At 71.9% G+C, this 26334-nt stretch carries 28 protein-coding genes; 20 read left to right on the top strand and 8 right to left on the bottom strand.

What is annotated here, in order from left to right:
* Positions 1-139: 139 nt before the first annotated feature.
* Genes ABB07_RS16570 through ABB07_RS16560 form a run of 3 tightly spaced genes read right to left on the bottom strand, consistent with a single transcriptional unit; the run spans position 140 to position 2207 of the window.
* A complete protein-coding gene (locus ABB07_RS16570) occupies positions 140-1105 on the bottom strand; it encodes an isopenicillin N synthase family dioxygenase (protein WP_208899426.1) in 966 nt (321 codons plus the stop codon).
* Positions 1098-1547, bottom strand: a complete 450-nt coding sequence (locus ABB07_RS16565) for a nucleoside deaminase (protein ID WP_208899425.1) — start codon at positions 1545-1547, stop codon at positions 1098-1100. Before ABB07_RS16565 ends, ABB07_RS16570 begins: the two co-directional genes overlap by 8 nt.
* Positions 1548-1607: 60 nt before the next feature.
* Positions 1608-2207 carry a TetR/AcrR family transcriptional regulator gene (locus tag ABB07_RS16560; RefSeq protein ID WP_208899424.1) on the bottom strand — a complete coding sequence of 200 codons (600 nt, stop codon included), beginning with the start codon at positions 2205-2207 and terminating at the stop codon, positions 1608-1610.
* Between the two features lie 121 nt (positions 2208-2328).
* Between ABB07_RS16560 and ABB07_RS16555 the strand changes: the two genes are divergently transcribed.
* Positions 2329-4515 carry a serine/threonine-protein kinase gene (locus ABB07_RS16555; RefSeq protein WP_208899423.1) on the top strand — a complete coding sequence of 729 codons (2187 nt, stop codon included), beginning with the start codon at positions 2329-2331 and terminating at the stop codon, positions 4513-4515.
* Between the two features lie 81 nt (positions 4516-4596).
* Here ABB07_RS16555 and ABB07_RS16550 read toward each other — a convergent pair whose 3' ends face one another.
* Positions 4597-5571, bottom strand: coding sequence for a quinone oxidoreductase family protein (locus tag ABB07_RS16550; RefSeq protein ID WP_208899422.1), 975 nt, complete (start codon positions 5569-5571; stop codon positions 4597-4599).
* 100 nt (positions 5572-5671) lie between these two features.
* Between ABB07_RS16550 and ABB07_RS16545 the strand changes: the two genes are divergently transcribed.
* From ABB07_RS16545 to ABB07_RS16530, 4 genes are all read left to right on the top strand, one after another.
* The gene (locus tag ABB07_RS16545) at positions 5672-5995 is read left to right on the top strand and encodes an ArsR/SmtB family transcription factor (protein ID WP_244189389.1); all 324 of its coding nucleotides are present in this window, start codon (positions 5672-5674) and stop codon (positions 5993-5995) included.
* Between the two features lie 113 nt (positions 5996-6108).
* Positions 6109-7410: a hypothetical protein gene (locus ABB07_RS16540; protein WP_244189388.1), complete on the top strand. Its 1302-nt coding sequence runs from the start codon at positions 6109-6111 to the stop codon at positions 7408-7410.
* Positions 7407-9122: a vWA domain-containing protein gene (locus ABB07_RS16535; RefSeq protein WP_244189387.1), complete on the top strand. Its 1716-nt coding sequence runs from the start codon at positions 7407-7409 to the stop codon at positions 9120-9122. The genes ABB07_RS16540 and ABB07_RS16535 overlap by 4 nt, the downstream gene beginning before the upstream one ends.
* Positions 9109-9873 (top strand): hypothetical protein, encoded by a 765-nt coding sequence (locus tag ABB07_RS16530; protein WP_208899420.1) that lies wholly within the window; start codon positions 9109-9111, stop codon positions 9871-9873. The genes ABB07_RS16535 and ABB07_RS16530 overlap by 14 nt, the downstream gene beginning before the upstream one ends.
* Before the next feature lie 3 nt (positions 9874-9876).
* On the opposite strand, the gene ABB07_RS16525 is transcribed toward ABB07_RS16530, so the two are convergent.
* Complete coding sequence (locus ABB07_RS16525; protein WP_208899419.1) at positions 9877-10164, bottom strand: PLD nuclease N-terminal domain-containing protein; 288 nt, start codon at positions 10162-10164, stop codon at positions 9877-9879.
* Between the two features lie 186 nt (positions 10165-10350).
* Between ABB07_RS16525 and ABB07_RS16520 the strand changes: the two genes are divergently transcribed.
* The 10 genes from ABB07_RS16520 to ABB07_RS16475 all read left to right on the top strand — a co-directional run bounded on the left by ABB07_RS16520 (position 10351) and on the right by ABB07_RS16475 (position 18139).
* Positions 10351-11808, top strand: coding sequence for a menaquinone biosynthesis decarboxylase (locus tag ABB07_RS16520; protein WP_208899418.1), 1458 nt, complete (start codon positions 10351-10353; stop codon positions 11806-11808).
* Complete coding sequence (mqnP, locus tag ABB07_RS16515; RefSeq protein WP_208899417.1) at positions 11805-12707, top strand: menaquinone biosynthesis prenyltransferase MqnP; 903 nt, start codon at positions 11805-11807, stop codon at positions 12705-12707. The genes ABB07_RS16520 and mqnP overlap by 4 nt, the downstream gene beginning before the upstream one ends.
* Positions 12708-12722: 15 nt before the next feature.
* Positions 12723-13280, top strand: coding sequence for a Uma2 family endonuclease (locus ABB07_RS16510; protein ID WP_208899416.1), 558 nt, complete (start codon positions 12723-12725; stop codon positions 13278-13280).
* 55 nt (positions 13281-13335) lie between these two features.
* On the top strand, positions 13336-13983 hold the full coding sequence (locus tag ABB07_RS16505) for a UbiX family flavin prenyltransferase (RefSeq protein ID WP_208899415.1): 648 nt from the start codon (positions 13336-13338) through the stop codon (positions 13981-13983).
* An 81-nt stretch (positions 13984-14064) separates the two neighbouring features.
* Positions 14065-14520, top strand: a complete 456-nt coding sequence (locus ABB07_RS16500; RefSeq protein ID WP_055707813.1) for an Lrp/AsnC family transcriptional regulator — start codon at positions 14065-14067, stop codon at positions 14518-14520.
* A gap of 41 nt (positions 14521-14561) precedes the next feature.
* On the top strand, positions 14562-15725 hold the full coding sequence (mqnE, locus tag ABB07_RS16495; RefSeq protein WP_208899414.1) for an aminofutalosine synthase MqnE: 1164 nt from the start codon (positions 14562-14564) through the stop codon (positions 15723-15725).
* 171 nt (positions 15726-15896) lie between these two features.
* The gene (locus tag ABB07_RS16490; protein ID WP_208899413.1) at positions 15897-16553 is read left to right on the top strand and encodes a UdgX family uracil-DNA binding protein; all 657 of its coding nucleotides are present in this window, start codon (positions 15897-15899) and stop codon (positions 16551-16553) included.
* Positions 16554-16569: 16 nt separating this feature from the next.
* On the top strand, positions 16570-17094 hold the full coding sequence (locus tag ABB07_RS16485) for a GNAT family N-acetyltransferase (protein WP_208899412.1): 525 nt from the start codon (positions 16570-16572) through the stop codon (positions 17092-17094).
* Between the two features lie 75 nt (positions 17095-17169).
* The gene (locus ABB07_RS16480) at positions 17170-17478 is read left to right on the top strand and encodes a DUF4229 domain-containing protein (RefSeq protein ID WP_208899411.1); all 309 of its coding nucleotides are present in this window, start codon (positions 17170-17172) and stop codon (positions 17476-17478) included.
* Between the two features lie 10 nt (positions 17479-17488).
* Complete coding sequence (locus ABB07_RS16475; RefSeq protein ID WP_208899410.1) at positions 17489-18139, top strand: TetR/AcrR family transcriptional regulator; 651 nt, start codon at positions 17489-17491, stop codon at positions 18137-18139.
* Positions 18140-18234: 95 nt separating this feature from the next.
* Here ABB07_RS16475 and ABB07_RS16470 read toward each other — a convergent pair whose 3' ends face one another.
* Positions 18235-19065: a MaoC/PaaZ C-terminal domain-containing protein gene (locus ABB07_RS16470; protein ID WP_208899409.1), complete on the bottom strand. Its 831-nt coding sequence runs from the start codon at positions 19063-19065 to the stop codon at positions 18235-18237.
* A gap of 347 nt (positions 19066-19412) precedes the next feature.
* Here ABB07_RS16470 and ABB07_RS16465 point away from each other — a divergent pair, with 347 nt between their 5' ends.
* On the top strand, positions 19413-21287 hold the full coding sequence (locus tag ABB07_RS16465; RefSeq protein WP_244189770.1) for an AMP-dependent synthetase/ligase: 1875 nt from the start codon (positions 19413-19415) through the stop codon (positions 21285-21287).
* Positions 21288-21433: 146 nt separating this feature from the next.
* The gene (locus ABB07_RS16460) at positions 21434-22345 is read left to right on the top strand and encodes a LysR family transcriptional regulator (RefSeq protein ID WP_208899407.1); all 912 of its coding nucleotides are present in this window, start codon (positions 21434-21436) and stop codon (positions 22343-22345) included.
* Here the strand turns inward: ABB07_RS16460 and ABB07_RS16455 are convergent.
* Entirely contained in the window at positions 22266-22769 is a 504-nt protein-coding gene (locus ABB07_RS16455; RefSeq protein WP_244189386.1) for an ATP-binding protein, read from the bottom strand. The two genes, ABB07_RS16460 and ABB07_RS16455, sit on opposite strands and share 80 nt — an antisense overlap.
* 106 nt (positions 22770-22875) lie before the next feature.
* Between ABB07_RS16455 and ABB07_RS16450 the strand changes: the two genes are divergently transcribed.
* Both ABB07_RS16450 and ABB07_RS16445 read left to right on the top strand, forming a co-directional pair.
* The gene (locus ABB07_RS16450; protein ID WP_208903476.1) at positions 22876-23730 is read left to right on the top strand and encodes a helix-turn-helix domain-containing protein; all 855 of its coding nucleotides are present in this window, start codon (positions 22876-22878) and stop codon (positions 23728-23730) included.
* Positions 23727-23981 (top strand): DUF397 domain-containing protein, encoded by a 255-nt coding sequence (locus ABB07_RS16445; protein WP_208899406.1) that lies wholly within the window; start codon positions 23727-23729, stop codon positions 23979-23981. The genes ABB07_RS16450 and ABB07_RS16445 overlap by 4 nt, the downstream gene beginning before the upstream one ends.
* Here ABB07_RS16445 and ABB07_RS16440 read toward each other — a convergent pair.
* Positions 23940-24590, bottom strand: a complete 651-nt coding sequence (locus ABB07_RS16440; RefSeq protein ID WP_208899405.1) for a class I SAM-dependent DNA methyltransferase — start codon at positions 24588-24590, stop codon at positions 23940-23942. The two genes, ABB07_RS16445 and ABB07_RS16440, sit on opposite strands and share 42 nt — an antisense overlap.
* 86 nt (positions 24591-24676) lie before the next feature.
* Between ABB07_RS16440 and ABB07_RS16435 the strand changes: the two genes are divergently transcribed.
* Positions 24677-26332 carry a serine/threonine-protein kinase gene (locus ABB07_RS16435; protein WP_208899404.1) on the top strand — a complete coding sequence of 552 codons (1656 nt, stop codon included), beginning with the start codon at positions 24677-24679 and terminating at the stop codon, positions 26330-26332.
* Positions 26333-26334: the final 2 nt, after the last annotated feature.

Here is a 26334-nt window from a genome sequence, read left to right as displayed (position 1 = left end):
AGGGGGCCCTGGTTGTGGGCCCCCTTCAAGGCCAATGCCGTGGGACGCGGCCGGGACATGCCCGTCGGCTTCATTTCAACGGAACGGGTGATGGTGCGAACGCGTGAGCGGACAACGGGCGGTGCGGCCGTACGGGGGTTCACCCGAGGGTGATCGAGTCCAGCTTCTCGCGCAGATACACATGGGAGTCGACCGGCGGGTACGCCACCCGGCCCACCGGCGCCGGCACGGACTCCACGCGGGTGCCCGGCGTGCACTCGCCGAAGTACACCAGCGACATCAGCTCCTCGGCGGGCGCGTCGACGGGCGGGGGCAGCACCCGGTGCCGCCCGGACCGCCAGCGGTCACCGGTCCAACGGGTCAGCAGGTCACCGATGTTGACGGTGAAGGCGTCCGGGTCGTACGGCGCGTCCTCCCAGCCGCCGGCGTCCGTGTACACCTGGAGCCCGCCCTTCCCGGCCTGCCGGTCGAGGATGGTCACGGTGCCGAAGTCGGTGTGCGGCCCGATCCGGAACTGCCCGGGCAGCGGCTCGCCGACGACGTCCGTGCCCGGATACCAGTTGATGTTGAAGCCGTACGTCGGACGGTCCATGTGCCGGGAGAAGAAGTCGCGTTCGAGCCCCAGCGCGTAGCCGAGCAGCGACAGCAGCTCCTTCTCCAGGTCGGCCATGCGTGCCAGGTACGTCCTGCACAGCGTCCGGAGCTCGGGCACCTCGGCCGGCCAGACATTGGGCGCGTACCACTCGGCGTTGACCACCGGGTCCTCGAACGGCTCGTCCGTCGCGAAGGTCAGCGACTCCTTCAGGTCGGGCGGCGTCTCGGTCCCCTCCGCGTACCCGTTGGCCTCGGCACCGGGCCCCAGCCAGCCCCGGCCGCCGACCTTCGCCTCGTACCGCTGCTTGACCCCGGCGGGCAGCAGGAAGAACTCCCGCGCCGTCCGCCGGATCCCCGCCCGCAGCCCCGGCTCCACGCCGTGCCCTTTCACCAGTAGGAACCCGGCGGTCTGCAGCGCCCCGTCGACGGTACGGGCGAGGGCGGCCCGGGCCCGCTCGTCACCGGCCAGCCAGGGCCGCAGGTCGATGGTGGGAACACGCGTGTCAGTCACCGATGTCCTCGTTCCACAACTCGGGGTTGTCCTTCACGAAGGCACGCATCACGGCCACGCACTCGGGGTCCTCCAGTACCAGGACCTCGACACCGTGCCCGGCCAGCCAGTCGTGGCCCCCGTGGAAGGTGGTGGCCTCGCCGATCACCAGCCGGGAGATGCCGAACTGGCGGACCAGGCCGCTGCAGTACCAGCAGGGCGAGAGCGTGGTGACCATGGTCGTGCCACGGTACGACCGCTGCCGTCCCGCCGCGCGGAAGGCGGCCGTCTCGGCGTGCATCGAGGGGTCCCCGTCCTGGACCCGGCGGTTGTGCCCCCGGCCGAGGAGCGTGCCGTCGGGCCCGTAGAGCGCGGCACCGATCGGGATCCCGCCTTCGCCCAGCCCGGCACGGGCCTCCGCCACGGCGACACCGAGCCAGGCACGGGCCTGCTGTTCGTCCATGGCTTTACTGTGCTGCGCCGGGGAAGGGCGGGGCAACAGCGCCCCGAACGGGCTCGGCGCTCACCCGTCCCCGGCCACCGCCCGCCAGATGCGTTCCGGCAACAGCACCGCCGCCTGGTCCAGGTCCACGTCGTCCACCCCGGACAGCCAGCGCCGGGCGACCGCGACGACCGGCCCCAGGATCAGGGACTCCAGCAGGGGCACCGGAAGAGGAGCCAGGTCACCGGCGTCCACATACCGTCCCGCCCACTGCGCGAGCGGCGACACGCGGGCCTCCTGCGCGTCCCGGAGCCGCCGCCCGTCGGCCATGGAGTGGCGGTCGGCGTACGCGGAGTGCAGAAGCAGCGCGGCGTCCCGGTGCTCCTGGACGAAGTTCAGGTACGCCCGCACCAGGGCACGGATACCGGTGTGGGCGGTACGGGTGTGCTCCAGCGCCGCGAGCAGCTCGCCGAGCAGCCGGCCGAGCCACCGCGTCAGCAGGGCGTTCATCAGTCCGTCGACGCTGCCGAAGTGGTGGTACAGGCTGCCGAGACTGACGCCGCTCGCCTTGGTGACCGCGGCGACCGTCAGCCCCTGCTCACCCGACTCGGCGTAGACCCGCAGTGCGGCGTCCAGGAGCTGTTCGACGGTGGCTTCGCCACGCTGCTGCTTGGGGCTCATTCTGAAGTAGGTTTCTAGAAAGATATTTTGGTTCTGGGCCCCTGTTGGCCCAGACTGGTCGCCTCATCCTCACATCCAGGAGCAGCCGGTGTCGTCACCCGAGAACCACAGGGGGAGTGAGTTGAGCGGGGAACACTGCGGAGTCGAGCCGCTTCAGGCCGGTGATCCGCGGCGGATCGGGCCGATTCCGCTCGTCGGCCGGCTCGGGACCGGCGGCATGGGGCGGGTCTACCTCGGTGTGCACGAGGGACGCTACGCCGCCGTCAAGCAGGTCCTGCCGTCGGTCGCCGGCGAGGACAAGGACTTCGTCCGCCGCTTCGGGCACGAGCTGGACAACCTCGCCCGGCTGCCCGCCGCGGCCACCGCCCCCCTCCTCGCCGGGGACCGGGACGCCCGCCCGCCGTGGTTCGCCACCGCGTACGTCCCCGGGCTGACCCTGCGCGAGGCCGTCGAGGCGCACGGCGGGCCGCTGCCGGCCGACTCGCTGTGGCTGCTGCTGCGGGAGGCGGCGGCCGGGCTGGCCGCGGTGCACGGGCTGGACATGGTGCACCGGGACGTCAAGCCGTCCAACGTCATGCTGACCCTCGACGGGGTCACCCTCATCGACTTCGGCGTCGCCCGGGCCGCCGAGCAGAGCCAGCTGACCCGGACCGGCATGGTGGTCGGCACCCCGGCCTACATGTCTCCCGAACAGGCCTCCGGCGCCCGGCGGCTGACCGGCGCGGTGGACGTCTTCGCGCTCGGGTCCGTGGTGGCGTACGCCGGGTGCGGGCGGCCGCCGTTCGGTGACGAGTCCGGGCACGCGGTGCTGTACCGGATCGTGCACGAGCAGCCGGACCTGGCGGAACTGCGCGCGGTGGACGCCGAGTTGGCCTCCGTCGTCGCCTCCTGCCTGGACAAGGACCCCGAGGGCCGCCCCACCGCCGCCGAACTGCTGGCGGCGGCCGAGGCCCACGTGGTCTCCGGCGCCCCCCTGTGGCCCGCCACCCTCACCGAACTCCTCACCGCCCGCGCCGAGTTCGCGGCCCAGGCGCCGGAGGCGGACGGGGATTCCGGTCCGGAGGGGGCAGGGGCAGGGGGAGCCACGACGGTCCCGACCCCGCGCGGAACGGGAACAGACAGGCCGGAGGCCGAGGGCGGCGGACCCGAGCCCGAGGCCACCAGGCCGGAACCCAAGAAGGACGGGCCCGAGTCTGAGACCGGCAGGCCTGGTTCCGAGGGGGGCGGGCCGGGGGCCGAGGGCACCGGGCCTGGATCCAGGGGCGGCGGCCCGCGTACGGAGAACGGTGGGCCGCGTACGGAGAACGGTGGGCCCGAGTCCGGGAACGGTGGGCCCGGGGCCGAGAACGGTGGGCCCGGGGCCGAGAACGGTGGGCCGGAGTCCGAGCTCGTCGTCCGGCCCACCGGGTCCGCCGCGCGTCGGCCGGAGCGGGAGCGGCGGCGTCGGCGCGTGCTGGTGGCCGTCGTGCCGATCGTGGTCGGCGCCGGTGTCGCGACGCTCGCCTTACAGCTGGCCCCGTACGCCACCGACACCCACCGGAACGGCGCCGCGGGCACACCCGGCGCCTCCGTCTCCGCGTCGGCCGATCCGGCGCCCGGCGCCCCCTCGGGGAGCGGCTCCGGGAGCCCCGAGCCGAGCGGGAAGGGCGCGGACGGCAAGGGCTCCGCCTCACCGGCGAGCGAGAAGCAGCGGCGCGGCAAGGGGGGTGCGACGGCGGACCGGCCGGGTGGCTCGGGCGGCTCCGGTGCCGGGTCCGGCGGCGCGTCCGGCACCGGGAGCGGTGGCAGCGGTGCCGGATCCGGCAGCTCGGGGGGTTCCGGCACCACCGGAGGGGCCGGCGGCTCCGGTGGATCCGGCGGCTCGGGCGGTTCCAGCAGCTCAGGAGGCAGTTCGGGAGGCAGCTCGGGGGGCAGCTCCGGCGGCTCGACCGGTGGAGGCACCGGTTCCGGCGCCTTCCGGCTGAAGAACGGCGAGAACGGCAAGTGCCTGGTCCAGGTCTACGGCTCCAGTGCCCTCGGCAGCTGCTCCGACTCGACCGCCGGCTGGACCTTCCGCAGCGCCTCCGGCGGCACCGTCAAGGTCATCAACGCCTCGACCGGGCAGTGCCTGAGCGCCAACATGAAGGGCCAGGCGGTCTTCGTCGGCGACTGCTCCAGCGCCAGCGCGGCGATCCAGTGGCGGACCGGCTCCGGCAACTCCCTGATCACGACCTACGACGGCGGCTGCCTCGACGTCGGCTACGGCGGCAACGTCGTCACGGCGAGCTGCGCGTCCGGAGCGGACTCCCAGAGCTGGGCCAGGAGCTGAGCGCCTGCCGCCGACTGCCCGGCTCCGGCGGCCGCCTGGTTCCTGACGATGCCATGCCCTCTGTGAACAGTTGACGGGGACTCAGTCGGCCACCCGCAGCAGCAGCTTCCCCGTGCTCGACCGTCCGCCCATCAGCCGGTGTGCCTCCGCGGCCTCCGCGAGGGGGAACTCGGCCGTCACCGGCAGGGTCACCGTGCCGTCGACCGCCTTCGCCAGCGCCCGCTCCGTCAGCCGGCGCAGGGCGTCCGGCGCGGTCCGGGCCAGGGTCAGGACGGAGAAGCCGGAGACCGAGACGCCGAGCGGGTACAGCTCGGGCTGGCCCACGCTCCACGGCTCGGCGCCGCTCGCGTTGCCGTAGGAGACCAGGCGCCCGAAGGGTGCGAGTGAGGCCAGTCCGGCGCGCAGGGTGTCGCCGCCGACGGGGTCCAGCACCAGGTCCGCGCCGCGCCCGCCGGTCGCCGCGCGCACCGGCTCCTGGAAGGCGCCGACGAACACCTCGTCGTAGCCGTGGTGCTTGGCGTACTCCGCCTTCGCGGCCGAGGACACCACGCCGTACACCGCCCCGGCGCCCGCGGCCCGCGCGAGCTGCCCGACCGCCGTGCCGACCCCGCCGGCCGCGCCCTGGACGAGGACCGACTCGCCGGGCTGGAGCCGGCCGACGGTGTGGACCAGGGCGTACGCCGTGGTGAGGACCGTCGGGAGGGTGGCGGCGGTGCGCAGGTCCAGGCCGGAGGGGACCGGGAAGACGGTCGTCGCCTCGGCCACCACCACCTCCGCGTATCCGCCGCTGCCGGTGTGCGCGACCACCTCCTGGCCGACGGCCAGGCCCGTGACGCCGGCGCCGAGCGCCCGGACCCGGCCGGAGACCTCCAGGCCGGGGACGAACGGCAGCGCGGGCACCCGGTAGCCCTCCGCGCGGGCCTTGAGGTCGGCGAAGTTCACGCCGGTCCAGGCCACGTCGATGCTCACCTGCCCGGGTCCGGGTTCCGGCACCTCGGCCGTGACCAGTCGCAGCACCTCGGGACCGCCGTACTCCTGGAACTCCACCGCGCGCATGCCACACCCCTGGCTCGACTCGACTGTTCAATCAAAAGCGAACACTCGTGAGTGTATGGTTTTCATCGAACACTCGGCAAGCGGAAGAGGGGAGCGTGGCGTGGTAGCCGCCGGTCACCGGGCCGCCCCGGAGCACACCCATCCCGACGACGTGCCCGTCCTCGCGGCGCTCGCCGCCCTCGCCGACCCCGTGCGCCTCGCCCTGGTCAGGGAGCTGGCCGGCGCCGCCGACTGGACCCGCAGCTGCGGCAGTTTCGACGTGCCGGTCGGCAAGGCCGCCCTCAGCCACCACTTCGCGGTACTGCGCGCGGCCGGCCTGGTGGAGCAGCGGGACGAGGGCCCCCGCCGGGTCAACCGGCTGCGCCGCGCGGAGTTCGATGCCCGCTTCCCGGGACTGCTCGACCTCGTGCTGCGCGCCGACTGACGCACCACGCCTGACGGTCCTTCACATTCCCTTCGCCTCACGTTCGTTGAGCGTTCCATCCGTCATCGTCCGGGGAGCGGACGATCCTGTCCCCGCTGACGCAGGAGACACGGGTGGTCACACACAGAGCCGAGACCGAAAGACCCCGTCAGACCGGTGAGCCCCGCCTGCGGGTCGGGGAGCCGGCGGACCCGCCCTCGCCGGGCTCCACGGCGCGCCGGTGGTTCCCGCGCGCCGTCGCCGCCGTCACCGCCCTGTGCGCGATCGTCGTCCTCGCCCAGGGCCATGTCGGCCTGCCCTTCACCCGTATCGTCACGATCGAGGCCAAGATGGCCTCGAAGGCGGACTACTTCGAGGATCCCGAGGTCCAGCGGCTGCTCGTCCGGCACGGCTTCCGGGTGCACATCACCCGCATGGGCTCGCGCGGGATCGCCGCCCAGAGCTACGACGGCTACGACGTCGTCTTCCCCTCCGGGCAGCCCGCCGCCGACCTGATCACCAGGAAGCGTGCGGCCGAGGGCCACCCGGCGACGACGTACCGCCCGTTCGTCAGCCCGGTCGTGCTCGGCACCTACCGCGAGTACGCCGAGACGCTGCAGGACGCCGGGATCGCCACCCCGTTACCGGGGGTGCCCGCCGGAGCCAAGCCGATGTACTACTCGCTGGACATGCAGAAGTTCCTGCAGGCGACCGCCGACGGCCGCCGCTGGGACAGCCTCGGCACCGACCGCGGCGGCAGACGCGTCGGCATAGACAGCCACGGCATCCACAACGGCAACAAGGTGCTCGCCCAGACCTCCGACATCTGCGAGGCCAACTCCGCCGGCACCTATCTGGGGCTCGTCTCCTACATCTGGAACCACGACAACATCCCGCAGGACACGGCCGAGGCGACCCGGTTCGCCGCGCGGATAAGGCTCCTCCTCAACGACCAGGGCATGCCGTCCTCGGAGAAGAACGAGACCTACGTCTCGGCCGAGGGCAAGAGCATCGCGCCGATCGCGGTGATCTACGAGCACCAGTTCCTGGCCCACCAGATCGCCACCCAGGCCGGCACCGGGCACGTCGACAGCGAGCGCGTGCTGCTCTATCCGTCGGCGCGGTTCATCGCCGAGCCGCAGCTCATCGCGCTCACTCCGGCCGGCGACCGGCTCGGCGACCTGATCACCAGGGACCCGGCGCTGCAGAAGCGGGCGATGGAACTGGGCTTCCGGGTCCGGGACGCCGAGGGCGCCTCCGCCACCAGCGACTCGCTGACCCGGTTCCTCACCGACCACCACATCCAGGCGCCCGTCCTGTCGGACGACGACACCAAGGCGGTGCTGCCCCGGCTCGACCTGCTGGAGAAGATGATCGAGATCGTCGGCGACTGCGACCCCGTGCCACAGTCGGCCCCCGGCGGTGACGCACCATGACCACCCGCGGACCGATGACCACCCCCGACCCGGTAGCCGCCCGCGGACCGTTGGCCGCCTGCGGGCCTATGGCCGCCCGCACCCCGATCGTCGCCCGCCGACCGATGGCCGCCCTGTGCCGGGCTCGTGGTCTCCCCGCCGCCCTGTGCCTGGTCCTGGTCGCCGCGCTCGGCTCCCTCGTCTCCTGCTCCGGCGGGGGTGGCGGCCCCGAGACCACCCTGCACGTCCTCGCCAGCGACGAACTCACGGACATGGAGCCCCTGTTGGGCCGGCTCCGGCAGGACACCGGGGTCCGCCTGGACATGGACTACCGGCCGACCAACGACGCGAGCGACACCCTGCTGACCGGCCGCCACTCCTACGACCTGGCCTGGCTCTCCTCCGACCGCTACTTCCGACTGAAGGCCAAGAGGGCGGCCGCCGGGACCCACCCGGCCGCCATCGTGCAGAGCGCCTCGGTCATGCGCTCCCCGGTCGTCGTCGGCCTCACCCGCGACGTGGCCCGCACACTGCGCGCCGAGGCGCCCGGCGGACGCCTGTCCTGGGCGGACCTCGCCGACGCCGCCGCCACCGGCACCGTGCGCTTCGGCATGGCCGACCCCCGGCACAGCAACAGCGGGCTCGCCGCGCTGGTCGGCGTCGCCACCGCCGCGGCCGGCACGGGCAGCGCGCTGAGACCGCAGGACGTCAGCTGCGACCGGCTGCGCGGCTTCCGCTCCGGGCAGACCCTCACCGCCGAGAGCTCCCACGCCCTGCTGGACGCCTTCGCCGAGCGCCCCGGACGCACCAACGCCCTGATCACCTACGAGTCCGAACTGCTCACCCTGAACGCCTCCGGGCGCCTCAAGCAGCCCCTGGAGATCGTGCACCCCGCCGACGGCATGGTCCTGTCCGACTATCCGCTGCTCCTGCTCGACCAGCGCAGCCGGGACGCCTACGACCGGGTGGTGAAGTGGCTGACCGCCGCCGACCACCAGCGGGAGATCATGCGGCGGACGCTGCGCCGCCCGGTCAGCACCGCCGTCGCCCGCGACCCCCGGCTCACCGCGCCCCTGGACAACGCCCTGTACTTCCCCGACGACCCGGCCGTCCTGGACCGGCTCCTCGCCGACTACGGCGACCCCCGGCGCCGCGTCGCCGACCAGGTGATCTTCCTGCTCGACTTCTCCGCCTCCATGCGCGGCTCCCGGACCACCGCGCTCCGGGCCGCGTTCGCCGGGCTCAGCGGCGCGGACTCCTCCGCCACGGGCAAGTTCGTCCGCTTCTACCAGGGCGAGAAGCTGACCGTGATCCGCTTCGGCGGGCGCCCGCTGGCCGAGCGCACGGTCACCGTGCACGGCGGCGCCGACCTCACGGCCCTCACCGACTTCGTCGCCGACGGCGGCTACGACGGCTCGACGGCCGTCTGGTCCGCCCTGGACCACGGCTACGGCACCGCCGAGCGGGCCCTCGGCGCGGACCCGGGGCGGGCCGTGGCGATCGTGCTGATGACCGACGGCGAGAACAACGCGGGCATCGACCGCGCGACCTTCGTCAGCCGCTACCGGGCCCGGCCCGCCGACGCCCGAGCCGTGCACACCTACCCCGTCCACTTCGGCGACGCGGACGCGGCCGAACTGCGCCAGGTCGCCTCGGTGACCGGCGGCCGCATGGTCGACGCCCGGCACTCGTCCCTGTCCAGCGCGTTCAAGGAGATCCGTGGCTGTTCTTGACGGCACCTGGTGGAGCGCCTGGTGGGGCGCGATGACATGGTGGCTGGTGGCCTTCGCCGGCCTCGTCGTGCTGGCCGTGCTCGTCGTACGGCGGGCCGTGAAGCGACTCGGGAGGACGGTCGAGGAGCCCCACTACCTTCCGCTGTATCTGGACAACGACGCGGTCATGGACGTGTTCAGCATGCGCAACCACCGGTCGGCGCTGCGCAAGGAGGTCGAGGAGCGGAACGTGCGCAACACCGGCTGCCTGGCGGCGATCCCGGTGCTGTCCCTGATGTTCCAGCTCACCGGGGACAGGACCACCGAGATCGTCGCCAAGTACGTCGACGAGAGCAAGCCGATACAGGTGATCGGGCTGCTGCTGTCCGTCCTGGAGCGGGGAGACGGGCTGGCCAAGGTGCGACTGCGGGAGAAGTCCCGGGAGAAGTCCACCGTCACCCCCAACCGCGCCCTCCTCGGCGCCGGGGTCACCGACGACGTGGTGCTCAGCGAGATCGGTGAGTTCGTCATGATCACCGGCCGGTTCGAGGCCCAGGACCCCCAGGGCGAGACCCTGGTGATGCGGGCACCCTACGGAGACGGCGAGCAGTCCGCGCACCTGCGGGTCGTCCTGCGCCCCGCCGGGCTGCGTCCCCCGGGCCGGCAGTTGCCCGAGGGCCAGTTCCAGGCCCACTGCCTGGGCAAGGTGACGACCTGGCGCCCCGACACCCGCGAGGTCGTGCTCCAGTACCCGGTCGCCGTCTTCCAGTGACCGTCAACCCTGCCCGGGGTCCTCCTTGTTCAGGGACCTGAGGAACTCGGGGTTGTCGTCGGGGGCGACCCACCGCCCGGCCGCGGCGCCGCGCGCCGTGGCCCCGCTCCGCACCTTGCCGGTGAGCAGCCAGGCCACCGGGCCCACCAGCACCTCGCCGAAGAGCAGGATGATGACCACCCACACCACCTTCGGCAGATGCCGCACCTCTTCCTCCGGGGTGTTCAGACAGTCCACGAAGGCATAGATCCACAGCGCCAGCACCAGCAGGAACGGCAGATACCTGAGCATGGCGTGCAGGGTATACGAGCGCCCCGGATATCGAGCGCCCCGAAGGGGCGCGGGGCTGTGCCGATATGCGCCTCCGCCGCGTCGGCGCGAGCAACCCGCCCGCACCCGCACCCGCACCCGTACCTGGCAACGGCGCGACAAGCCCCCCACGGCCGCCGTTTCTCCCCGTCGGCGATACTTGACCGCATGGCTTACGACGATCTTCGCTCCCTGCTGCGGGCGCTGGAGCGCGAGGGCGACCTCAAGCGCATCAAGGCCGAGGTCGACCCGTATCTGGAAGTCGGGGAGATCGTCGACCGGGTGCAGAAGTCCGGCGGTCCCGCCCTGCTCTTCGAGAACGTGAAGGGCTCGGCGATGCCCCTCGCCATGAACGTCTTCGGCACCGACCGCCGCCTGCTGAAGGCGCTGGGCCTGAAGTCGTACGGCGAGATCTCCGAGAAGATCGGCGGCCTGCTGCGGCCCGAGCTGCCGCACGGCTTCGTCGGCGTGCGCGAGGCCTTCGGGAAGCTGGGCGCGATGACCCACGTGCCGCCGAAGAAGGTCAAACCCGACAACGCGCCCGTGCAGGAGGTCGTCCTGCACGGCGACGAGGTGGACCTCGACCGGCTCCCGGCGCTGTTCACCTGGCCCAAGGACGGCGGCTCCTTCTTCAACCTGGGGCTCACCCACACCAAGGACCCGGAGACCGGCGTCCGCAACCTCGGGCTCTACCGCCTCCAGCGCCACGACAGGCGCACCATCGGCATGCACTGGCAGATCCACAAGGACAGCCGCAACCACTACCAGGTGGCCGCGAGAAGGGGCGAGCGGCTGCCCGTCGCCATCGCCTTCGGGTGCCCCCCGGCCGTCACCTACGCCTCCACCGCGCCGCTTCCCGGCGACATCGACGAGTACCTGTTCGCCGGGTTCATCGCGGGCAAGCGGATCGAGATGGTCGACTGCAAGACCGTCCCGCTCCAGGTGCCGGCGAACGCCGAGGTCGTGCTGGAGGGCTGGCTGGAGCCGGGCGAGATGCTGCCCGAGGGCCCCTTCGGCGACCACACCGGCTTCTACACCCCGCAGGAACCCTTCCCGGCGCTGAAGATCGACTGCGTGACGATGCGCCGCCGCCCCCTGCTCCAGTCGATCGTCGTGGGCCGCCCCCCGACGGAGGACGGACCGCTCGGCCGCGCCACGGAACGCTTCTTCCTGCCCCTCCTCAAGATCATCATCCCGGACATCGTGGACTACCACCTGCCCGAGGCGGGCGGTTTCCACAACTGCGCGATCGTCTCGATCGACAAGAAGTACCCCAAGCACGCCCAGAAGGTGATGCACGCGATCTGGGGGGCACACATGATGTCCCTGACCAAGCTGATCGTGGTCGTGGACGCCGACTGCGACGTGCACGATCTGCACGAGGTCGCCTGGCGGGCCCTCGGCAACACCGACTACGCCCGTGACCTCACGGTCGTCGAAGGCCCCGTCGACCACCTCGACCACGCCTCCTACCAGCAGTTCTGGGGCGGCAAGGCGGGCATCGACGCGACGAAGAAATGGCCCGAGGAGGGCTACACCCGCGACGGCGGCTGGCCGGACATGGTGGAGTCCGACCCGGATACGGCGGCCCTGGTGGACCGCCGCTGGAAGGAGTACGGCCTGTGAGCAGCGCCTCTGCCGCGATCCCCCAGCCGGGACGCACGAAGGCCTTTCTGCGACTGGTGATGATCGAGCACTCGATCTTCGCGCTGCCCTTCGCCTACATCGCCTCGCTCACGGCGATGTACGAGTGGGACCGGAACGTCCACTGGGGCCGGCTGCTGCTGGTCACCGTCTGCATGGTCGGCCTGCGCACCTTCGCGATGGCGGTCAACCGGATCATCGACCGCGAGATCGACGCCCGTAACCCGCGTACGGCGCACCGCGAGCTGGTGACCGGCGCGATGACCGTCCGGCACGCCTGGACGGGCGCCCTGATCGCCCTGGTGATCTTCCTGGGCGCGGCGGCCCTGCTGAACCCCCTGTGCCTGGCGCTGGCCCCCATCGCCGTGATCCCGATGGTGGTGTATCCGTACGGCAAGCGGTTCACGAACTTCCCGCAGGCCATCCTCGGTCTCGCGCAGGCGATGGGCCCGGTGGGCGGCTGGCTGGCCATCTCCGGGACCTGGAACTGGGACGCGGTGATCCTCGGCCTCGCCGTCGGCGTCTGGATCGGCGGCTTCGACCTGATCTACGCCTGCCAGGACGTCGAGACCGACCGCGAGATCGGCGTCATGTCGGTACCGGCCCGCTTCGGCATCCCGGCGGCGATCTGGGGCGCCCGGGCCTGCCACACGGTCACGACGGCCCTGTTCGTCTGGTACGCCCTGGCCACTCACGCCGGCGCGTTCTTCTGGCTGGGCCTGCTGATCGTCGCGGGAGCCTTCGTCTACGAGCACACGATCGTGCGCCCGCACGACCTGTCCCGCCTCAACCGCGCGTTCTTCTCGGTCAACGGCTTCATCGGCATTGCCCTGTTCGTGTGCGCCCTGCTCGATCTCCTGGTTCGAGGTCTGACCGCCTGAGTAGCCTCCGGCGGTGTGGGCCGACTTCACTCGCAGCTCGCCCGGTTCGAGGACGCCTTTCCCGGCTTCCGTACGGAGATCGTGGAGGGCAATGTCGTGGCATACCCGGTCAGGCCGTTCGACGGCAGCACCGTCCACGCGGTCTGGAACGCCGTCGAGTCCCAGCTGCCGTCGGGACACGCCCCGGTGACCGACGTGGCGTTCCCCTTCGACCACGCGCACGAGTTCTGCCCGGACATCGCGGTCATCCCGGCCGAGGCGGAGGCCGAGAACCGCATCTCCTACCCGCCGGACCTCATCGAGTTCGTCGCGGAGGTCGTCTCCCCGGAAAGCATCCGGCGGGACTACGAGCTGAAACCCCGTTGGTACGCCGCCCGGGGTATCCCCAACTACCTGGTGCTGGACCCGCTCAAGGGCCACGTCGTCACCATGTGGAACCCGGGGTCCGACGGCTACCTGGGCCGCGACACCATTCCCTACGGCCCCGAGCTCATCGTGCACTCACCCCTCGGGAAGCTCACCGTCCCCACCTCCCGCCTCCCCGTCCACCCCGAGGCCCCCCACCCGGCCTGAGCACCTCCCGACCCACCGGTACGCTCAAGGTGTGAACGCAGGAGAAACGCAGCGCGTGCCTTGGATCGTGGGGGTGTCCGGTGCTTCCGGGACGCCGTATGCGGCTGCCGTGCTGCGGGGGCTGCTCGGGGCGGGGGAGGCGGTCGACCTCGTGGTCAGCCGGGCCTCGCGGCTGACGCTGCTGGACGAGACGGGCATCTCGTTCCGGGACGCCCACTGGCAGGACGACCTGCGCGAATGGCTGGCCCGGGGAGCCGACGGCAAGCCCGGGACCTTCGACGTGGACATCAGCGGGGTGCGGTACTGGAGCGCGGGGGACCTCGCGGCCGGCCCGTCCTCGGGGTCGTACCCGGTGCGGGGGATGCTGATCGTGCCCGCCTCGACGGCCTGTGTCGCGGGCGTCGCGCTGGGCCTGTCCAAGGACCTGCTGCAGCGGGCGGCGAGCGTCACCCTCAAGGAGCGCCGCCCCCTGGTCGTGGCCGTACGCGAGACCCCGCTCAGCGGCCAGACCCTGCGGCACCTCGTGGCGCTGGACGACGCCGGCGCGAGCGTCGTACCGGCCTCGCCCGCCTTCTACGCGGGCGCCACCCACATCCAGGACCTGGTGGACTTCGTCGCCGGGCGGGTGCTGGACGCGGCGGGCGTCGGGCACGGCCTGTACCGGCGCTGGAAGGGCGAACTGGGCGGCGGCACGGACCAGTAGCGCACATGGCGGTACGTCCCAGCAGTACGGCTCATCACTTCAGGAACTCTTCAGACCTCTTCAGCGGAAGGCTTCGATCGCATGGACGCGGTGGACAGGCAGCTCATCCAGGCCCTGAGGGAGAACGGCCGGGCCTCGTACGCGGAGCTGGGGCGCCTCGTCGGCCTGTCGGGCCCCAGCGTCACCGACCGCATCAACCGTCTTGAGGCGGCCGGTGTCATCACCGGCTACCGCGCCACGGTGAACGCGGCCTCCCTCGGCCTCGGCGTCACCGCGCTGATCGGCATCTCGCTCTCCGACGCCGCCGACCACGAGGACGTCGCCCAGCGCCTGCGGGACCTGCCGGAGATCGAGGACTGCTGGTTCATCGCCGGCGACGACTCCTTCATGCTCAAGGTGCGGGCGACGGACGTGGACGGCCTGGAGAAGATCATCCGCCGGCTGTCCGGAACCAAGGGCGTCTCGCGCACCCGCACCACGATCGTGCTCTCCACCAAGTGGGAGAACCGGGTCGGGGAGCTGCCCGAAGAGGTCTAGGGATACGGTGGGCGGTGCTGTCGTAGAAAGGGCGTGTTGGCATGGACGTCGGGCTCAAGCGCGAGCTGGAGGAGAAGGTCCGCTCCGGTGAGCGGCTGACCCGCGAGGACGGCATCGCGCTGTACGAGTCGGACGACCTGGCCTGGCTCGGCGGCCTCGCCCACGAGGTGCGCACCCGCAAGAACGGTGACGTGGTCCACTTCAACGTCAACCGGCACCTCAACATGACCAACGTGTGCACGGCCTCCTGCGCCTACTGCTCCTTCCAGCGCAAGCCGGGGGAGAAGGACGCGTACACGATGCGCATCGAGGAGGCCGTCAAGCTCGCCAAGGCGATGGAGTCGGACAACCTCACCGAGCTCCACATCGTCAACGGCCTGCACCCGAACCTGCCGTGGCGCTACTACCCGCGCTCGCTCAGGGAACTGAAGAAGGCCCTCCCGAACGTCTCGCTGAAGGCCTTCACGGCGACGGAGATCCACCACTTCGAGACGATCTCCGGGCTGAGCGCGAGCGAGATCCTGGACGAGCTGATCGACGCGGGCCTGGAGTCCCTCACCGGCGGCGGCGCGGAGATCTTCGACTGGGAGGTCCGGCAGCACATCGTGGACCACCGGACCCACTGGGAGGACTGGTCCCGCATCCACCGCCTGGCGCACGAGAAGGGTCTGAAGACCCCGTGCACCATGCTGTACGGCCACATCGAGGAGCCCCGCCACCGCGTGGACCACGTCCTGCGCCTGCGTGAGCTGCAGGACGAGACGAACGGCTTCCAGGTCTTCATCCCGCTGCGCTACCAGCACGACTTCGTGGACATGAAGGACGGCAAGGTACGCAACACCCTCCAGGCCCGCACCCAGATGGCGACCGGCGCGGAGGCGCTGAAGACCTTCGCCGTCTCCCGTCTCCTCTTCGACAACGTCCCGCACGTGAAGGTCTTCTGGGTCATGCACGGTGTCCAGACCGCCCAGCTGGCCCTCCAGCACGGTGCGGACGACATGGACGGCTCGGTCGTGGAGTACAAGATCACCCACGACGCGGACAACTTCGGCACGCCGAACAAGCTGACCCGCGAGGACCTGCTGGAGCTGATCCGCGACGCCGGTTTCCGCCCGGTGGAACGCAACACGCGCTACGAGATCATCCGCGAGTACGACGGCCCCGACCCGGCCCGCCGGGAGTCGCCGCAGCCGATGCGGGTCTGAGATCCCTCGCCCGCCCACCCACCCGACTCGGTCGGCTGGTAAGCGGGGGGGAAGTGGTCCCACCTAAAGGGGCGCGGGGAACTGCGCGACGAGCCACGACGGCGCGGTAGCCGGGCGACGGCCGAAACCACCCCTTCGTTCGCCACGCCCCACACCGGGTACCCGGCGGGCATGGCTGTGACGAAAGCCCCCGAGGACGCCTACACCGCGGAGCCCTTCGTCCCCGACGGTGCCGATCTCGCCGCTCTCCGCCGGGCCGCCGCGGACTGCCGTGGCTGCCCCCTCCACGGCCCCGCCACGCAGACCGTCTTCGGCGCCGGAAACGCCCACGCGCGCGTGATGCTCGTCGGCGAGCAGCCCGGCGACCAGGAGGACCGCCAGGGCAGGCCCTTCGTCGGTCCCGCCGGCAAGCTCCTCGACCGCGCCCTCGCGGAGGCGGGCATCGACCCGGCGGAGTCGTACGTGACGAACGCCGTCAAGCACTTCAAGTTCACCCAGGCCGAGCCCCGCAAGCGCCGCATCCACAAGGCGCCGAGCCTGCGGGAGATGACCGCCTGCGGGCCCTGGCTCGCGGCGGAGCTGGCGCTGGTCGAGCCCGAGCTGATCGTGGTCCTCGGCGCCACCGCGGGCAAGGCGCTGCTCGGGTCCTCGTTCCGGGTGGGCGAGACGCGCGGGACCGTACTGGAACGGGAGATCCACGGCCGCCCCGAGCGGCTGGTGCCGACGGTCCATCCGTCGTCCGTGCTGAGGGCGCAGGACGAGGACCGCAGGGCCGCGTACGAGGGACTGGTGGCGGACCTGAAAGTGGCTGCGCGAGCCCTGGGGTAATGGCTAACATCGCCGCATGCCACTTACCTTCACGCTGGACCCCGCCATCACGCCCGAGCTGCGGGACGGCTTCCTCGACCTGTGGACGGACGTCAGCAACGCGGGCGGCGCCGTCGGCTTCGTGCCGCCGGTGACCCGCGAGGAGATACGCCCGGAGCTGGTCCGGCTGTTCGCGCAGCTGGCCGAGGGGCGCAGCCGGCTGCTCGTCGGGCACGACGAGGCCGGAGAGGTGGCCGCCACCGCCGTCATCTCGTTCAACGCCCACCGTCTGATGCGGCACTGGGTGTGGCTCTACACGGTGATGGTCCACCCGAGGCACCAGGGCAAGGGGTACGGCCGCGACCTGCTGGCGGCCGCCGCGGACGCGGCCCGCACCTTCGACGGCATCGAGGCGATCCGCCTGGGCTGCCGGGGCGGCCACGGCCTGGAGCGCTTCTACGCGTCCTGCGGCTACAAGGAGGTCGGCCGGGTGCCCGGCGCGATCCGGGTCGCCCCGGGGGACGACCGCGACGACATCACCATGCTGCTGCCCCTCGGCTGACCCCCGTGCAAGATCCCTCCCCGCTCGTGCTTCACTGGACGATGACCCCTTTTGGAATCGGACGAGTGGATTGAGATGCTCCGCTACACGCTGATGCGCCTCGGCATCTTCGCCGGCTGCCTCGTGGTCGTCTGGGGAGCCGTCTACTCCGGCATCTTCCCGCGCGGCTTCGGCAACTCCAACGGCCTCTGGGTCCTGCTGCTCGCCCTGATCCTGTCGGCGCCGATCAGCTGGGTGGTGCTGCGCAAGGAGCGGGACCGGGCCTCGGTGCAGATCGTGACCCGGGTCGACCGGATGAAGGCCAACCTGGACGCCAGCCGCGGCCAGGAGGACGGCGCCGACGACGCCGCGAGGGCGCAGGGCGGGGCGGCCGCGTCCAACTAGTCTTGCCCTCATGGGTGGGGCGAAGACCAAGCGGATGCCGCGTGCGGTGCGGGAGCAGCAGATGCTCGACGCCGCCGTACGCATCTTCGGGCAACGCGGCTACATGGCCGCCTCCATGGACGAGATAGCCGAACTCGCCGGTGTCTCCAAGCCCTTGGTCTACCTGTACCTGAACTCCAAGGAAGACCTCTTCACCGCCTGCATCCGCCGCGAGGCCACCGCCCTGACGGAGGCCGTCCGCGCCGGGGTGCGCACCGACCTGCCCGCCGACCGCCGGCTCTGGGACGGCCTCCAGGCGTTCTTCGCCCACACCGCCGAGCACCCCGACGCCTGGTCCGTGCTCCACCTCCAGGCCCGCACCCACGGCGAACCCTTCGCGACCGAGGTGGCCGCGATGCGCGAGGAGATCGTCGCCTTCGTGACCCACCTGGTGGCCGTCGCCGCCCGGGAGGCCCACCGAGCCCCCGACCTCCCCGAGCACGAGGTGGCGGGCCTGGCGGAGGCCCTGGTCGGCGCGGCGGAATCCCTGGCCGCCTGGGCCAACACCACCCCCGGCGTCACCGCCCGCCAGGCGGCGACCACCTTGATGAACTTCGCCTGGTCGGGCTTGGGCAATCTGATGCGGGGCAACTCCTGGACGCCGCCGACTGCGGATGCCTAGGGGCGCGGGGCTGTATCGATATGCGGCTCCGCCGCGTGGGCGCGAGTAACCACGACGGACCAGCACTCGGCAACGGCGAAGCACCCCAACGGCGCCTAGCTCACCTCACCCCACAGATGCAGTCGCCCTCCCTCACCCCGCAACTCGAACCGACCTGACCCATCCGCCCCGTAAGCCACCGTCCCCGGCAACAACACCGGCGCCAGAAACCGAGCCCGCACCACGGCGGAGCCGCCCGCGGAGCCGCCCGCGGAGCCGCTCGCGGCGAGGCACCGCGCCACCGTCCACATCCCGTGCGCGATGGCCCGCGGAAAGCCGAGGAGGCGGGCGGTGAGCGGGTGCAGATGGATGGGGTTGCGGTCGCCGGACACGGCGCCGTACCGCCGGCCCACGTCCCCCGCGAGCCGCCACTCGGCGACGACGGGCAGCGGTGCGGGCCGCGCCTCCCGGGGTTCGGCGGGCCCGTCGGTGCGGTGCCGCGCGAGATAGGTGCTCCGCGACTCCCATACGACCTCACCCTCGGCCCGCATCCCGGTGACCACGGTGGCCTCGGTGCCGCGCCGGTGCGGGGCCAGTCCCTCGACGTGCACGGCGAGTTCGTACTCCCCGGTCGCCGGAAGGGAGGTGTACCGGGTGATCTCGATCGAGGTGTGGACCAGCCCCAGCAGCGGCAGCGGAAAGGCCCGGTCGCTCATCAGCCGCATGGCCGTCGGGAAGCCGAGGACGTGCGGATAGGTGACGGGCAGGGCGCCGTCGGCCGAGCCGGTGGGGAAGCCGCACACCCGCTCGTAGGCGGCCAGCCGGTCCTGGTCGACCCGTATCCCGGCCCGCACCAGCCGGTCCCTAGGGAAGTCCGCGTGCGGGGAGGGCCGTTTGAAGGGAGAGCGAAGCACGCCGCCCGTGAGATGCAGCAACTCGCCTGGCATGTCCAGCTCCCATTGCTTACTCTGCAGTAAGGTTACCGCCGGTAAGTCTAACGTGAGCGTCCGTCACACAACCCCCGAGGCTGCACATCCCCGGCCCCGGAGCACCCCCGAACCCGCACGATCCCCTCACAAGGGACCCGTACGATCACCTCGCTAACCGGAGGTAACCCCTATCTCACGGACCGCCGCCGGTGAACGCCTCCACGCGTGAGGCACGTACGTCATGCAGCAAGCCGCGCACCGCTGCAACGCCAGAGGAGCCGCCCGTGTCCGCCCCCTTCCCGAACGCCCCCGTCTCCTCCGGCACCCCCGTCTCCGCCACCGACTACGACGGCCGCCCGGTCCTCGTGGAGCCCTGGGTCCAGCGGCTGGACGGCGCCGTGCGGGAGGTGTCCGTACCGCCGTTCGCGTCCCCGGTGAAACACGGCTCGCTCGCGGACCTGCCGTTCGACAACGCGGACGCGTCCCCCGCCGCGATCGTGCTCAGCCGCAGGCAGCAGGACGGCCGCTGGGCCGACGTGACGGCCGCCCACTTCGCCGAACAGGTCCTCGCCGTGGCCAAGGGGCTGATAGCGGAGGGTCTGGTGCCGGGCGACCGGATCGCCGTCATGGCCCGTACGACGTACGAGTGGACGCTCCTCGACTTCGCCGCCTGGGCCGCCGGCCTGGTCACCGTGCCGGTCTACCCGACCTCCTCCGTCTTCCAGACCCGGTGGATCCTGCACGACTCCGGGGCGGTCGCCCTGATCACCGAGACCGCCGCGCAGGCCGCCGCCCTCGGCCCCGAACTCCAGCACCTGCCCGACCTGCGCCACCTGTGGGTGATGGACAAGGACCACGTCGCCCGGCTCGCCGAGGCCGGCGTCCAGGTGCCGGACGGCGAAGTGGCCGTACGCCGGGGCATGCTGGGCCCCGACACCCTCGCCACCCTCATCTACACCTCCGGCACCACCGGGCGTCCCAAGGGCTGCGCCCTCTCGCACGGCAACTTCTTCGCCGAGGTCGACAACGCGATCGAGCTGCTCCACCCCGTCTTCAAGGCCGACCAGGGCGAGGAGCCGTCGGTCCTCCTCTTCCTGCCGATGTCCCATGTCTTCGGGCGCATGGTGGCCATCGCCTGCGTCCGCGCCCGCGTCCGGCTCGGCCACGCGCCTAGCCTGGCCGCCGACGACCTCCTCCCGGACCTCGCCGCCTTCAGGCCGACCTGCCTGCTGACCATTCCCTACATGCTGGAGAAGGTCTACAACTCGGCCCGCGCGAAGGCCGAGTCGGGCGGCCGGGTCGCCGCCTTCGACCGGGCGGCGGCGGTCGCCGTCCGCTACGGCGAGGCCCTGGAGGCCCGGCAGACCGGCACCGGCGGCGGCCCGAGCCGCTCCCTGAAGACCGCCCGCGCCTTCCACGACCCGCTGGTCTACCGCAAGCTCCGGGCCGCCATGGGCGGCCGCGTCCGGTACGCCATCTGCGGCGGCTCCCCGCTCGGCCGGCGCCTGGCCGCCTTCTACGCGGGCGCCGGAATCGAGATCTTCGAGGGCTACGGCCTGACCGAGACCACCGGCGCCACCACCGTCACCCCACCGCTCAAACCCCGCCTGGGCACGGTCGGCTGGCCGCTGCCCGGCACCCGCGTCCGCATCGCCGCCGACGGCGAGATCCTCGTCTCCGGCGACCACGTCCTGCGCGGCTACTGGGACCCGCAGGCCGGCGGGGTCGTCCCCGCGACCCGGGACGGCTGGCTGCCGACCGGCGACCTCGGCGAGCTGGACGACGAGGGCTACCTCACCATCACCGGCCGCAAGAAGGAGCTGCTGATCACGGCGGGCGGCAAGTCGGTGGCCCCGGCCCCGCTGGAGAACTGGCTGCGCCAGCACCCGCTGATCTCCCAGGTGATGCTGGTCGGCGACGGCCGCCCGTACGTGGCCGCGCTGATCACCCTCGACATCGACGGCCTGACCCACTGGCGGCAGATGATCGGCAAGCACCCGGTGCCGCCCGAACTCCTCGTCGGTGACCCGGAGTTGGAGACCGTCCTGCAGCGCGCGATCGACGAGGCCAACAAGCTGGTCTCCCGCCCGGAGTCCATCCGCCGGTTCGCGGTCCTGCCCGTGGACTTCACCGAGGAGTCCGGCCATCTGACCCCGTCGATGAAACTGCGCCGCGAGCAGATCACGACCGACTTCGCGAGCGAGGTGGAGGGCCTGTACGGCCCGGCCACCGGGCCCTGAGCGACCGGGGGTCGGCACCCGCTCCTCGCGCGCGGAGCGGGTTGCCGCCTGGGTCGGCCGTGGCCCGCCACCGATCCTCGTACGGCACCTGACTGCCAGTCAATCCTTGGGTTTCCTTCCCGTACCCAAGTGTTAGCTTGGATGTCGTGACCCTGGACGACCTCCGTGTGTTCGTGGCCGTGTGCCGCGCCGGCAGCCTCAGTTCCGTCGCCCGGGACCTCGGCTGCACCCAGTCCGCCGTCAGCCAGCACATCAAGCGCCTGGAGCGGGAGACCGGGGTCGCACTGCTGGAACGGCTGCCGAGGGGCGTCCTGCCGACCCAGGCCGGGCGGATACTGGAGGCCGCCGCGGCCGAGGGCATCTCCGGGCTCGACCTCGCCGTACGGCAGCTGCGCGACCTGGTCGACGGCCACAGCGGGCAGGTCCGAGTCGCCACCGGTGCCACCACCGTCCGGCACTTCATGTCCGAGGCGGTGGTCGCCTTCCGCCGCCGCCATCCCGCCGTCAACCTCGAATTCCGCACGGTCAGTTCGGGGCGCGGCACCTTCGACGCGCTGGCCGACGGCACCCTGGACCTGGCCTGGATCACCGTCGGCTCCCCGGTCCGGGGCATCGAACAGCGGACGGTCGCGGAACTGCCGTGGCTGCTCGCGGTCCCCGCGGACGACCCCCTCGCCGGGCGGCCCCGTCTCGACGCGGCCGATCTGGCCGGCGTACGGCTCATCCGGCTGCCCCCGAACTCCACCTCCGCCGTCCACTTGGACGCGGCCTGCGCCGAGCTGGGCGTCCGCTTCACCTACGACACGAGCGTCGCCGACTGGGACACGGCGCTGCAGCTGGCCGAGCTGGGGGTGGGCCGGGCCGTGGTCCCCGCCGTACCGGGCCTTCCGGTACCGGGGGAGGGCGACCTGCGACTCGTCCCGCTGCCGGGCCTGCGCCCCCTGCCGGTCGGCTGGGCCGTCCGCCGCTGGGACGCCCTCAGCCCTCCGGCGCGGGCCTTCGCCCACACGGTCGCGGAGTTCCGGGGCGGGGCCGCTGCGGGCGCTGCCGCGGGCTGAGCGGGAGTTCGGCCCAGACGGTCTTGCCGACGGTGCGCTGCGTCACGCCCCACCGGCTCGACAGCACGAGTACGACGACGAGCCCGCGCCCGTTCTCGTCCTCCGGCCGGCCGTCCAGGAACCGCAGCTCCTTGTCTCCCCGGGCGTCACTCACCTCGATGCGCAAGGTGTCCCTCTCGGAGAGGAGCCGCAGCCGGAGCTCGAAGTCCCGGCCGGGGACGCGACCGTGGGTGACCGCGTTCGCCGCGAGCTCCGCGACGATCAGCTGCGCCGTGCAGTTCGGGTCACTGTCGTGCGGATATCCCCAGATCGCGAGCTGGGTGGAGGTGAGCCGACGGGCCAGCCGGGCGCCGAGCGGGGTGGCACTGAGGCGCTGGACGAGTTCGGTGGCCCCGGTTGCGGGGGTGGAGATTTGCGGATTCACGTCACCGAGAGTGGTGGGTTCTCCCTACGCTGACCAGGGGAGGACCGGCGACTGTGCGTAGTCGTACGGGTGCGGTTGGTTTGCTGTACGGGAGTCGGAGGTGACGATGGACGAGCGGCGACCGGAGACGCCCGCCGAGGTCAACGGGGCGGTGGGTGTCTTCGTCGTGATCGGCAAGCAGCTGAAGTTGCTGAGGGAGCGGGCGGGGCTGAGCCAGCGGGAGTTCGGGGACCTGGTGGGGTACGGCCCCGACCAGATCTCGGCGATGGAGAGAGGGGTACGGACACCGAGGCCGGAGTTCTTGCGGAAGGCGGACGAAATCCTGGGAGCCGGGGGGCTGTTGACTGCCGTCATCCCGCAGGTCGAGGAGGCGATGAGCAGGGCGCGGACTCGGCATCCGGAGTGGTATCGGAGTTACGCGGCGATGGAGGCGGAGGCGGTTGAGCTGCATCACTACAGCAGCCACGCCTTGCAGGGCCTACTGCAGACCGAGGGGCACGCGCGGGCCGTGTTCGCGAAACGGCGGCCGTTTCTCAGCGAGGAAACCATCGAGAAGCGTGTGGCCGACCGCCTCTCGCGCCAGCAAGTGTTCGAGCGCCGACCTGCGCCAGTGGTCAGCTACGTCCTCGAAGAGGTTGTGCTTGACCGGCCGATGGGTGGGCAACTGGTCCACGCGGAGCAGCTGCGCCGCCTGCTTCGAGTCGGCGCCATGCAGAACGTCGAGATCCAGGTGATGCCGACGTCCTCGGAGGAACACCCCAACATGGACGGCGCGTTCAACCTCCTCTTCCCCAAGGGGCACCCGCAGGTTGCGTACACGGAAGTCCAGGGCTTTCCACGATTGATCACCGATGGCGAAGAGGTCCGGAAGATCGCAGACCGCTATGGGACCATGCGGGCGATGGCACTATCACCCACGGAGTCCCGGGCGTTGATCGAAAAGAAGCTGGAGTCGCTATGAGCAGTGGCCAACTCGCCTGGTTCAAGTCGAGCCACAGCGGCGGTGAGGGAGGAGACTGCCTCGAACTCGCCTACAGCTGGCGCAAGTCGAGCTACAGCAGCGGTGAAGGCGGCGAATGCCTGGAGGTGGCCGCCCACCCCACCGCCATCCACATCCGCGACTCGAAGCAACCCGCCGCCCCCCACCTCACCGTCGCCCCCGCCGCCTGGTCAGCCTTCCTTCTGGGCGAGAAGGAACGCCTGGTCCGCTGACTCGGCCTGTGCCGCGTCCCGTTGGCGGACGGTGCTGGAGCGGAGCGTGAAGCCGCCGTCGGCCAGCAGGCCTGCCATGAACTCGGGGCGGCGGCGCTCGAAGTCCAGCGTCACCGGACGCCCCCACGGCTGAGCCAGGCGTCGCGGCTCGTCGCCCGTCTGGAAGGCGAGGAGGAGATGGCCGCCGGGGGCGAGGACCCGGTGGAACTCGGCGAAGAGGCGGGGGAGTTCCTCCACGGGCGTGTGGATGCTGGAGTACCAGGACACGGCCCCGGCGAGCGAACCGTCGGTGAGGGGCAACTCCAGCATCGAGCCCTGCTCGAACCGCAGGGCGGGATGCTCGCGGCGGGCGACGGCGAGCATGGACGCGGAGAGGTCGAGCCCGAAGACGTCGAGGCCGAGGGAGGCGAGGCACGCGGTGGCGACGCCGGTGCCGCACCCGAGGTCGGCCACGGTCCCGGCGGTGCCGACCAGTTCGGCGAACGCACGGAGCAGCGCCCGCTCCAGCGGCTTGTCCCCGAGGTGGTCCCCGAAGTGGGCGGCGTAGTCCTCGGCGACGGTGTCGTAGAAGGTGCGGGTGGCGGTGAGAAAGTCAGCCGTGTCGGTCATGACGGGGGACCGTACCGGCCCGCACTGACACCCCCCTTAGGCTGCTGCCGTTCGGTCAAGTGATCGGAACGGGGGGAAAGAGACCGATGGACCAGGAAACGGGCGTTTTCCAGCCACTGCAGGCGGACGATCCGCCGGTGGTGGCCGGTTACCGGCTGGCCGCGCGGCTCGGCGCCGGAGGCATGGGCCGGGTCTACCTGGCGCACACCCAGGGCGGCCGGCCGGTGGCGCTCAAGGTGGTGCGGCCGGAGCTGGCGGACGACCCGGACTTCCGGCGCCGGTTCGCGCGGGAGATCGGGGCGGCCCGGCGGGTGCGGGGGGCGTACACGGCCGAGCTGATCGACGCGGACGCGGACGGCGTACCGCCCTGGCTGGCCACGCTGTACGTGCCGGGGCCGTCGCTGGCGGATGCCGTGGCCCGGCGTGGACCGCTGCCGGTACCGGCGGTGCTGTGGCTGATGGCGGGGGTGGCGGAGGCGCTGCAGGCCATCCACGCCGAGGGCATCGTGCACCGGGATCTGAAGCCGTCGAACGTGCTGCTGGCCGCCGACGGGCCGCGGGTCATCGACTTCGGCATCGCGACGGCCGCCGACGGCACCGCGTACACCGCCACGGGTGCCGTCATCGGCACGCCCTCGTTCATGGCTCCCGAGCAGGCGTCGGGCCACGAGGTCACGGCGGCGACCGATGTCTTCGCGCTCGGTCAGACGGCGGCGTTCGCGGCGCTGGGCCGGCCGCTGTACGGGGACGGCCCGGGGATCAACGTGCTCTACCGGATCGTGCACTCCGAGCCCGACCTGACCCTGCTGCCCGAGCCGCTCCGGCCGCTGCTGGCCCGGTGCCTGGCCGCCGATCCGGGGGAGCGGGCCACTGCGGCGGAGGTGGTGCGGTGGTGCCGGGAGCGGCTGGGGCCGGGCGCGGACGCGGGTGGTGGGCCGGCCGTGTGGCGGGAGATCACCGGGCCGGAGGTCGTGGTTCCGGGGCCGGTTCCGCGTCCCGCCCCGGCGCACACGCGGCCGTTGTACACCCAGCCGCTGCTCGCTCCGCCCCGTCCGCCGCAGCCGACGCCCGAGCAGCGGAAGGCCCGCAGGCGGCGAACGGCGCTGATCTCGGCCGCCGGGGTGGCGGGGGGTGCGTTGCTGGTGTCGTTGCTGGCGTGGTCGGTCATGGACGCCAAGGACCGGCTCGGGCGCCGGGACGCGGCGGATTCCAGGACGTCCGCCACCGGTCCGGCCGCGCGGTCGTCGGCGTCGGCGCCGAGCTCCGCATCGGACTCGTCGGACCCTTCGGCGCAAGGGGGCGGTGACGGTGGCGGCAACGCGTCCGGGGATGCCGCGTCCTCGTCGGCCTCGCCCCGGGACCCGCGGCCGGAGGGCTTTCCCCTGCTGTGGCTGGACGCGAAGACCTCGTTGAGCCTCAAGGACAAGGAGCCCGCACGGAAGGACCGCAAGGGTGACATCCGCTTCGACTGCCGGCCGATCGGGTGCGAACTGACCAGCGACAGCGCGGTGTTCTTGCAGATGTACGGCGCGCACGGCACCACCCTCGACGACTGCCGGCTCATGCTCAGGAGCGCCGACAAGCACAGTTGGACGCTGTCCGGGGCGGCGGTCGGCACCGAGTTCTGCATGAAGGACACCGAGGGCGACATCGGGCTGTTCGTGATCCAGGTGAAGTCCACGGCGGTCCCGGACATCGCCTTCCTGGAGGGAGACCTGACGATCTGGCGAAAGGCGGTCTAGCC

This window comes from Streptomyces incarnatus, from assembly GCF_001027185.1.
Taxonomy (GTDB): Bacteria; Actinomycetota; Actinomycetes; order Streptomycetales; family Streptomycetaceae; genus Streptomyces; species Streptomyces puniciscabiei.
This window is presented reverse-complemented; position numbering and strand designations above follow the sequence as displayed.

Excerpts from the sequence above, each read along its gene's own strand:
- ABB07_RS16565 (WP_208899425.1), bottom strand. The coding sequence starts at position 1,547 with ATGGACGAACAGCAGGCCCGTGCCTGGCTCGGTGTCGCCGTGGCGGAG.
- ABB07_RS16560 (WP_208899424.1), bottom strand. The coding sequence starts at position 2,207 with ATGAGCCCCAAGCAGCAGCGTGGCGAAGCCACCGTCGAACAGCTCCTG.
- ABB07_RS16550 (WP_208899422.1), bottom strand. The coding sequence starts at position 5,571 with ATGCGCGCGGTGGAGTTCCAGGAGTACGGCGGTCCCGAGGTGCTGCGA.
- ABB07_RS16535 (WP_244189387.1), top strand. The coding sequence starts at position 7,407 with ATGACCACCCGCGGACCGATGACCACCCCCGACCCGGTAGCCGCCCGC.
- ABB07_RS16525 (WP_208899419.1), bottom strand. The coding sequence starts at position 10,164 with ATGCTCAGGTATCTGCCGTTCCTGCTGGTGCTGGCGCTGTGGATCTAT.
- ABB07_RS16520 (WP_208899418.1), top strand. The coding sequence starts at position 10,351 with ATGGCTTACGACGATCTTCGCTCCCTGCTGCGGGCGCTGGAGCGCGAG.
- ABB07_RS16500 (WP_055707813.1), top strand. The coding sequence starts at position 14,065 with ATGGACGCGGTGGACAGGCAGCTCATCCAGGCCCTGAGGGAGAACGGC.
- mqnE (WP_208899414.1), top strand. The coding sequence starts at position 14,562 with ATGGACGTCGGGCTCAAGCGCGAGCTGGAGGAGAAGGTCCGCTCCGGT.
- ABB07_RS16490 (WP_208899413.1), top strand. The coding sequence starts at position 15,897 with ATGGCTGTGACGAAAGCCCCCGAGGACGCCTACACCGCGGAGCCCTTC.
- ABB07_RS16485 (WP_208899412.1), top strand. The coding sequence starts at position 16,570 with ATGCCACTTACCTTCACGCTGGACCCCGCCATCACGCCCGAGCTGCGG.
- ABB07_RS16480 (WP_208899411.1), top strand. The coding sequence starts at position 17,170 with ATGCTCCGCTACACGCTGATGCGCCTCGGCATCTTCGCCGGCTGCCTC.
- ABB07_RS16475 (WP_208899410.1), top strand. The coding sequence starts at position 17,489 with ATGGGTGGGGCGAAGACCAAGCGGATGCCGCGTGCGGTGCGGGAGCAG.
- ABB07_RS16470 (WP_208899409.1), bottom strand. The coding sequence starts at position 19,065 with ATGCCAGGCGAGTTGCTGCATCTCACGGGCGGCGTGCTTCGCTCTCCC.
- ABB07_RS16450 (WP_208903476.1), top strand. The coding sequence starts at position 22,876 with ATGGACGAGCGGCGACCGGAGACGCCCGCCGAGGTCAACGGGGCGGTG.
- ABB07_RS16445 (WP_208899406.1), top strand. The coding sequence starts at position 23,727 with ATGAGCAGTGGCCAACTCGCCTGGTTCAAGTCGAGCCACAGCGGCGGT.
- ABB07_RS16440 (WP_208899405.1), bottom strand. The coding sequence starts at position 24,590 with ATGACCGACACGGCTGACTTTCTCACCGCCACCCGCACCTTCTACGAC.
- ABB07_RS16435 (WP_208899404.1), top strand. The coding sequence starts at position 24,677 with ATGGACCAGGAAACGGGCGTTTTCCAGCCACTGCAGGCGGACGATCCG.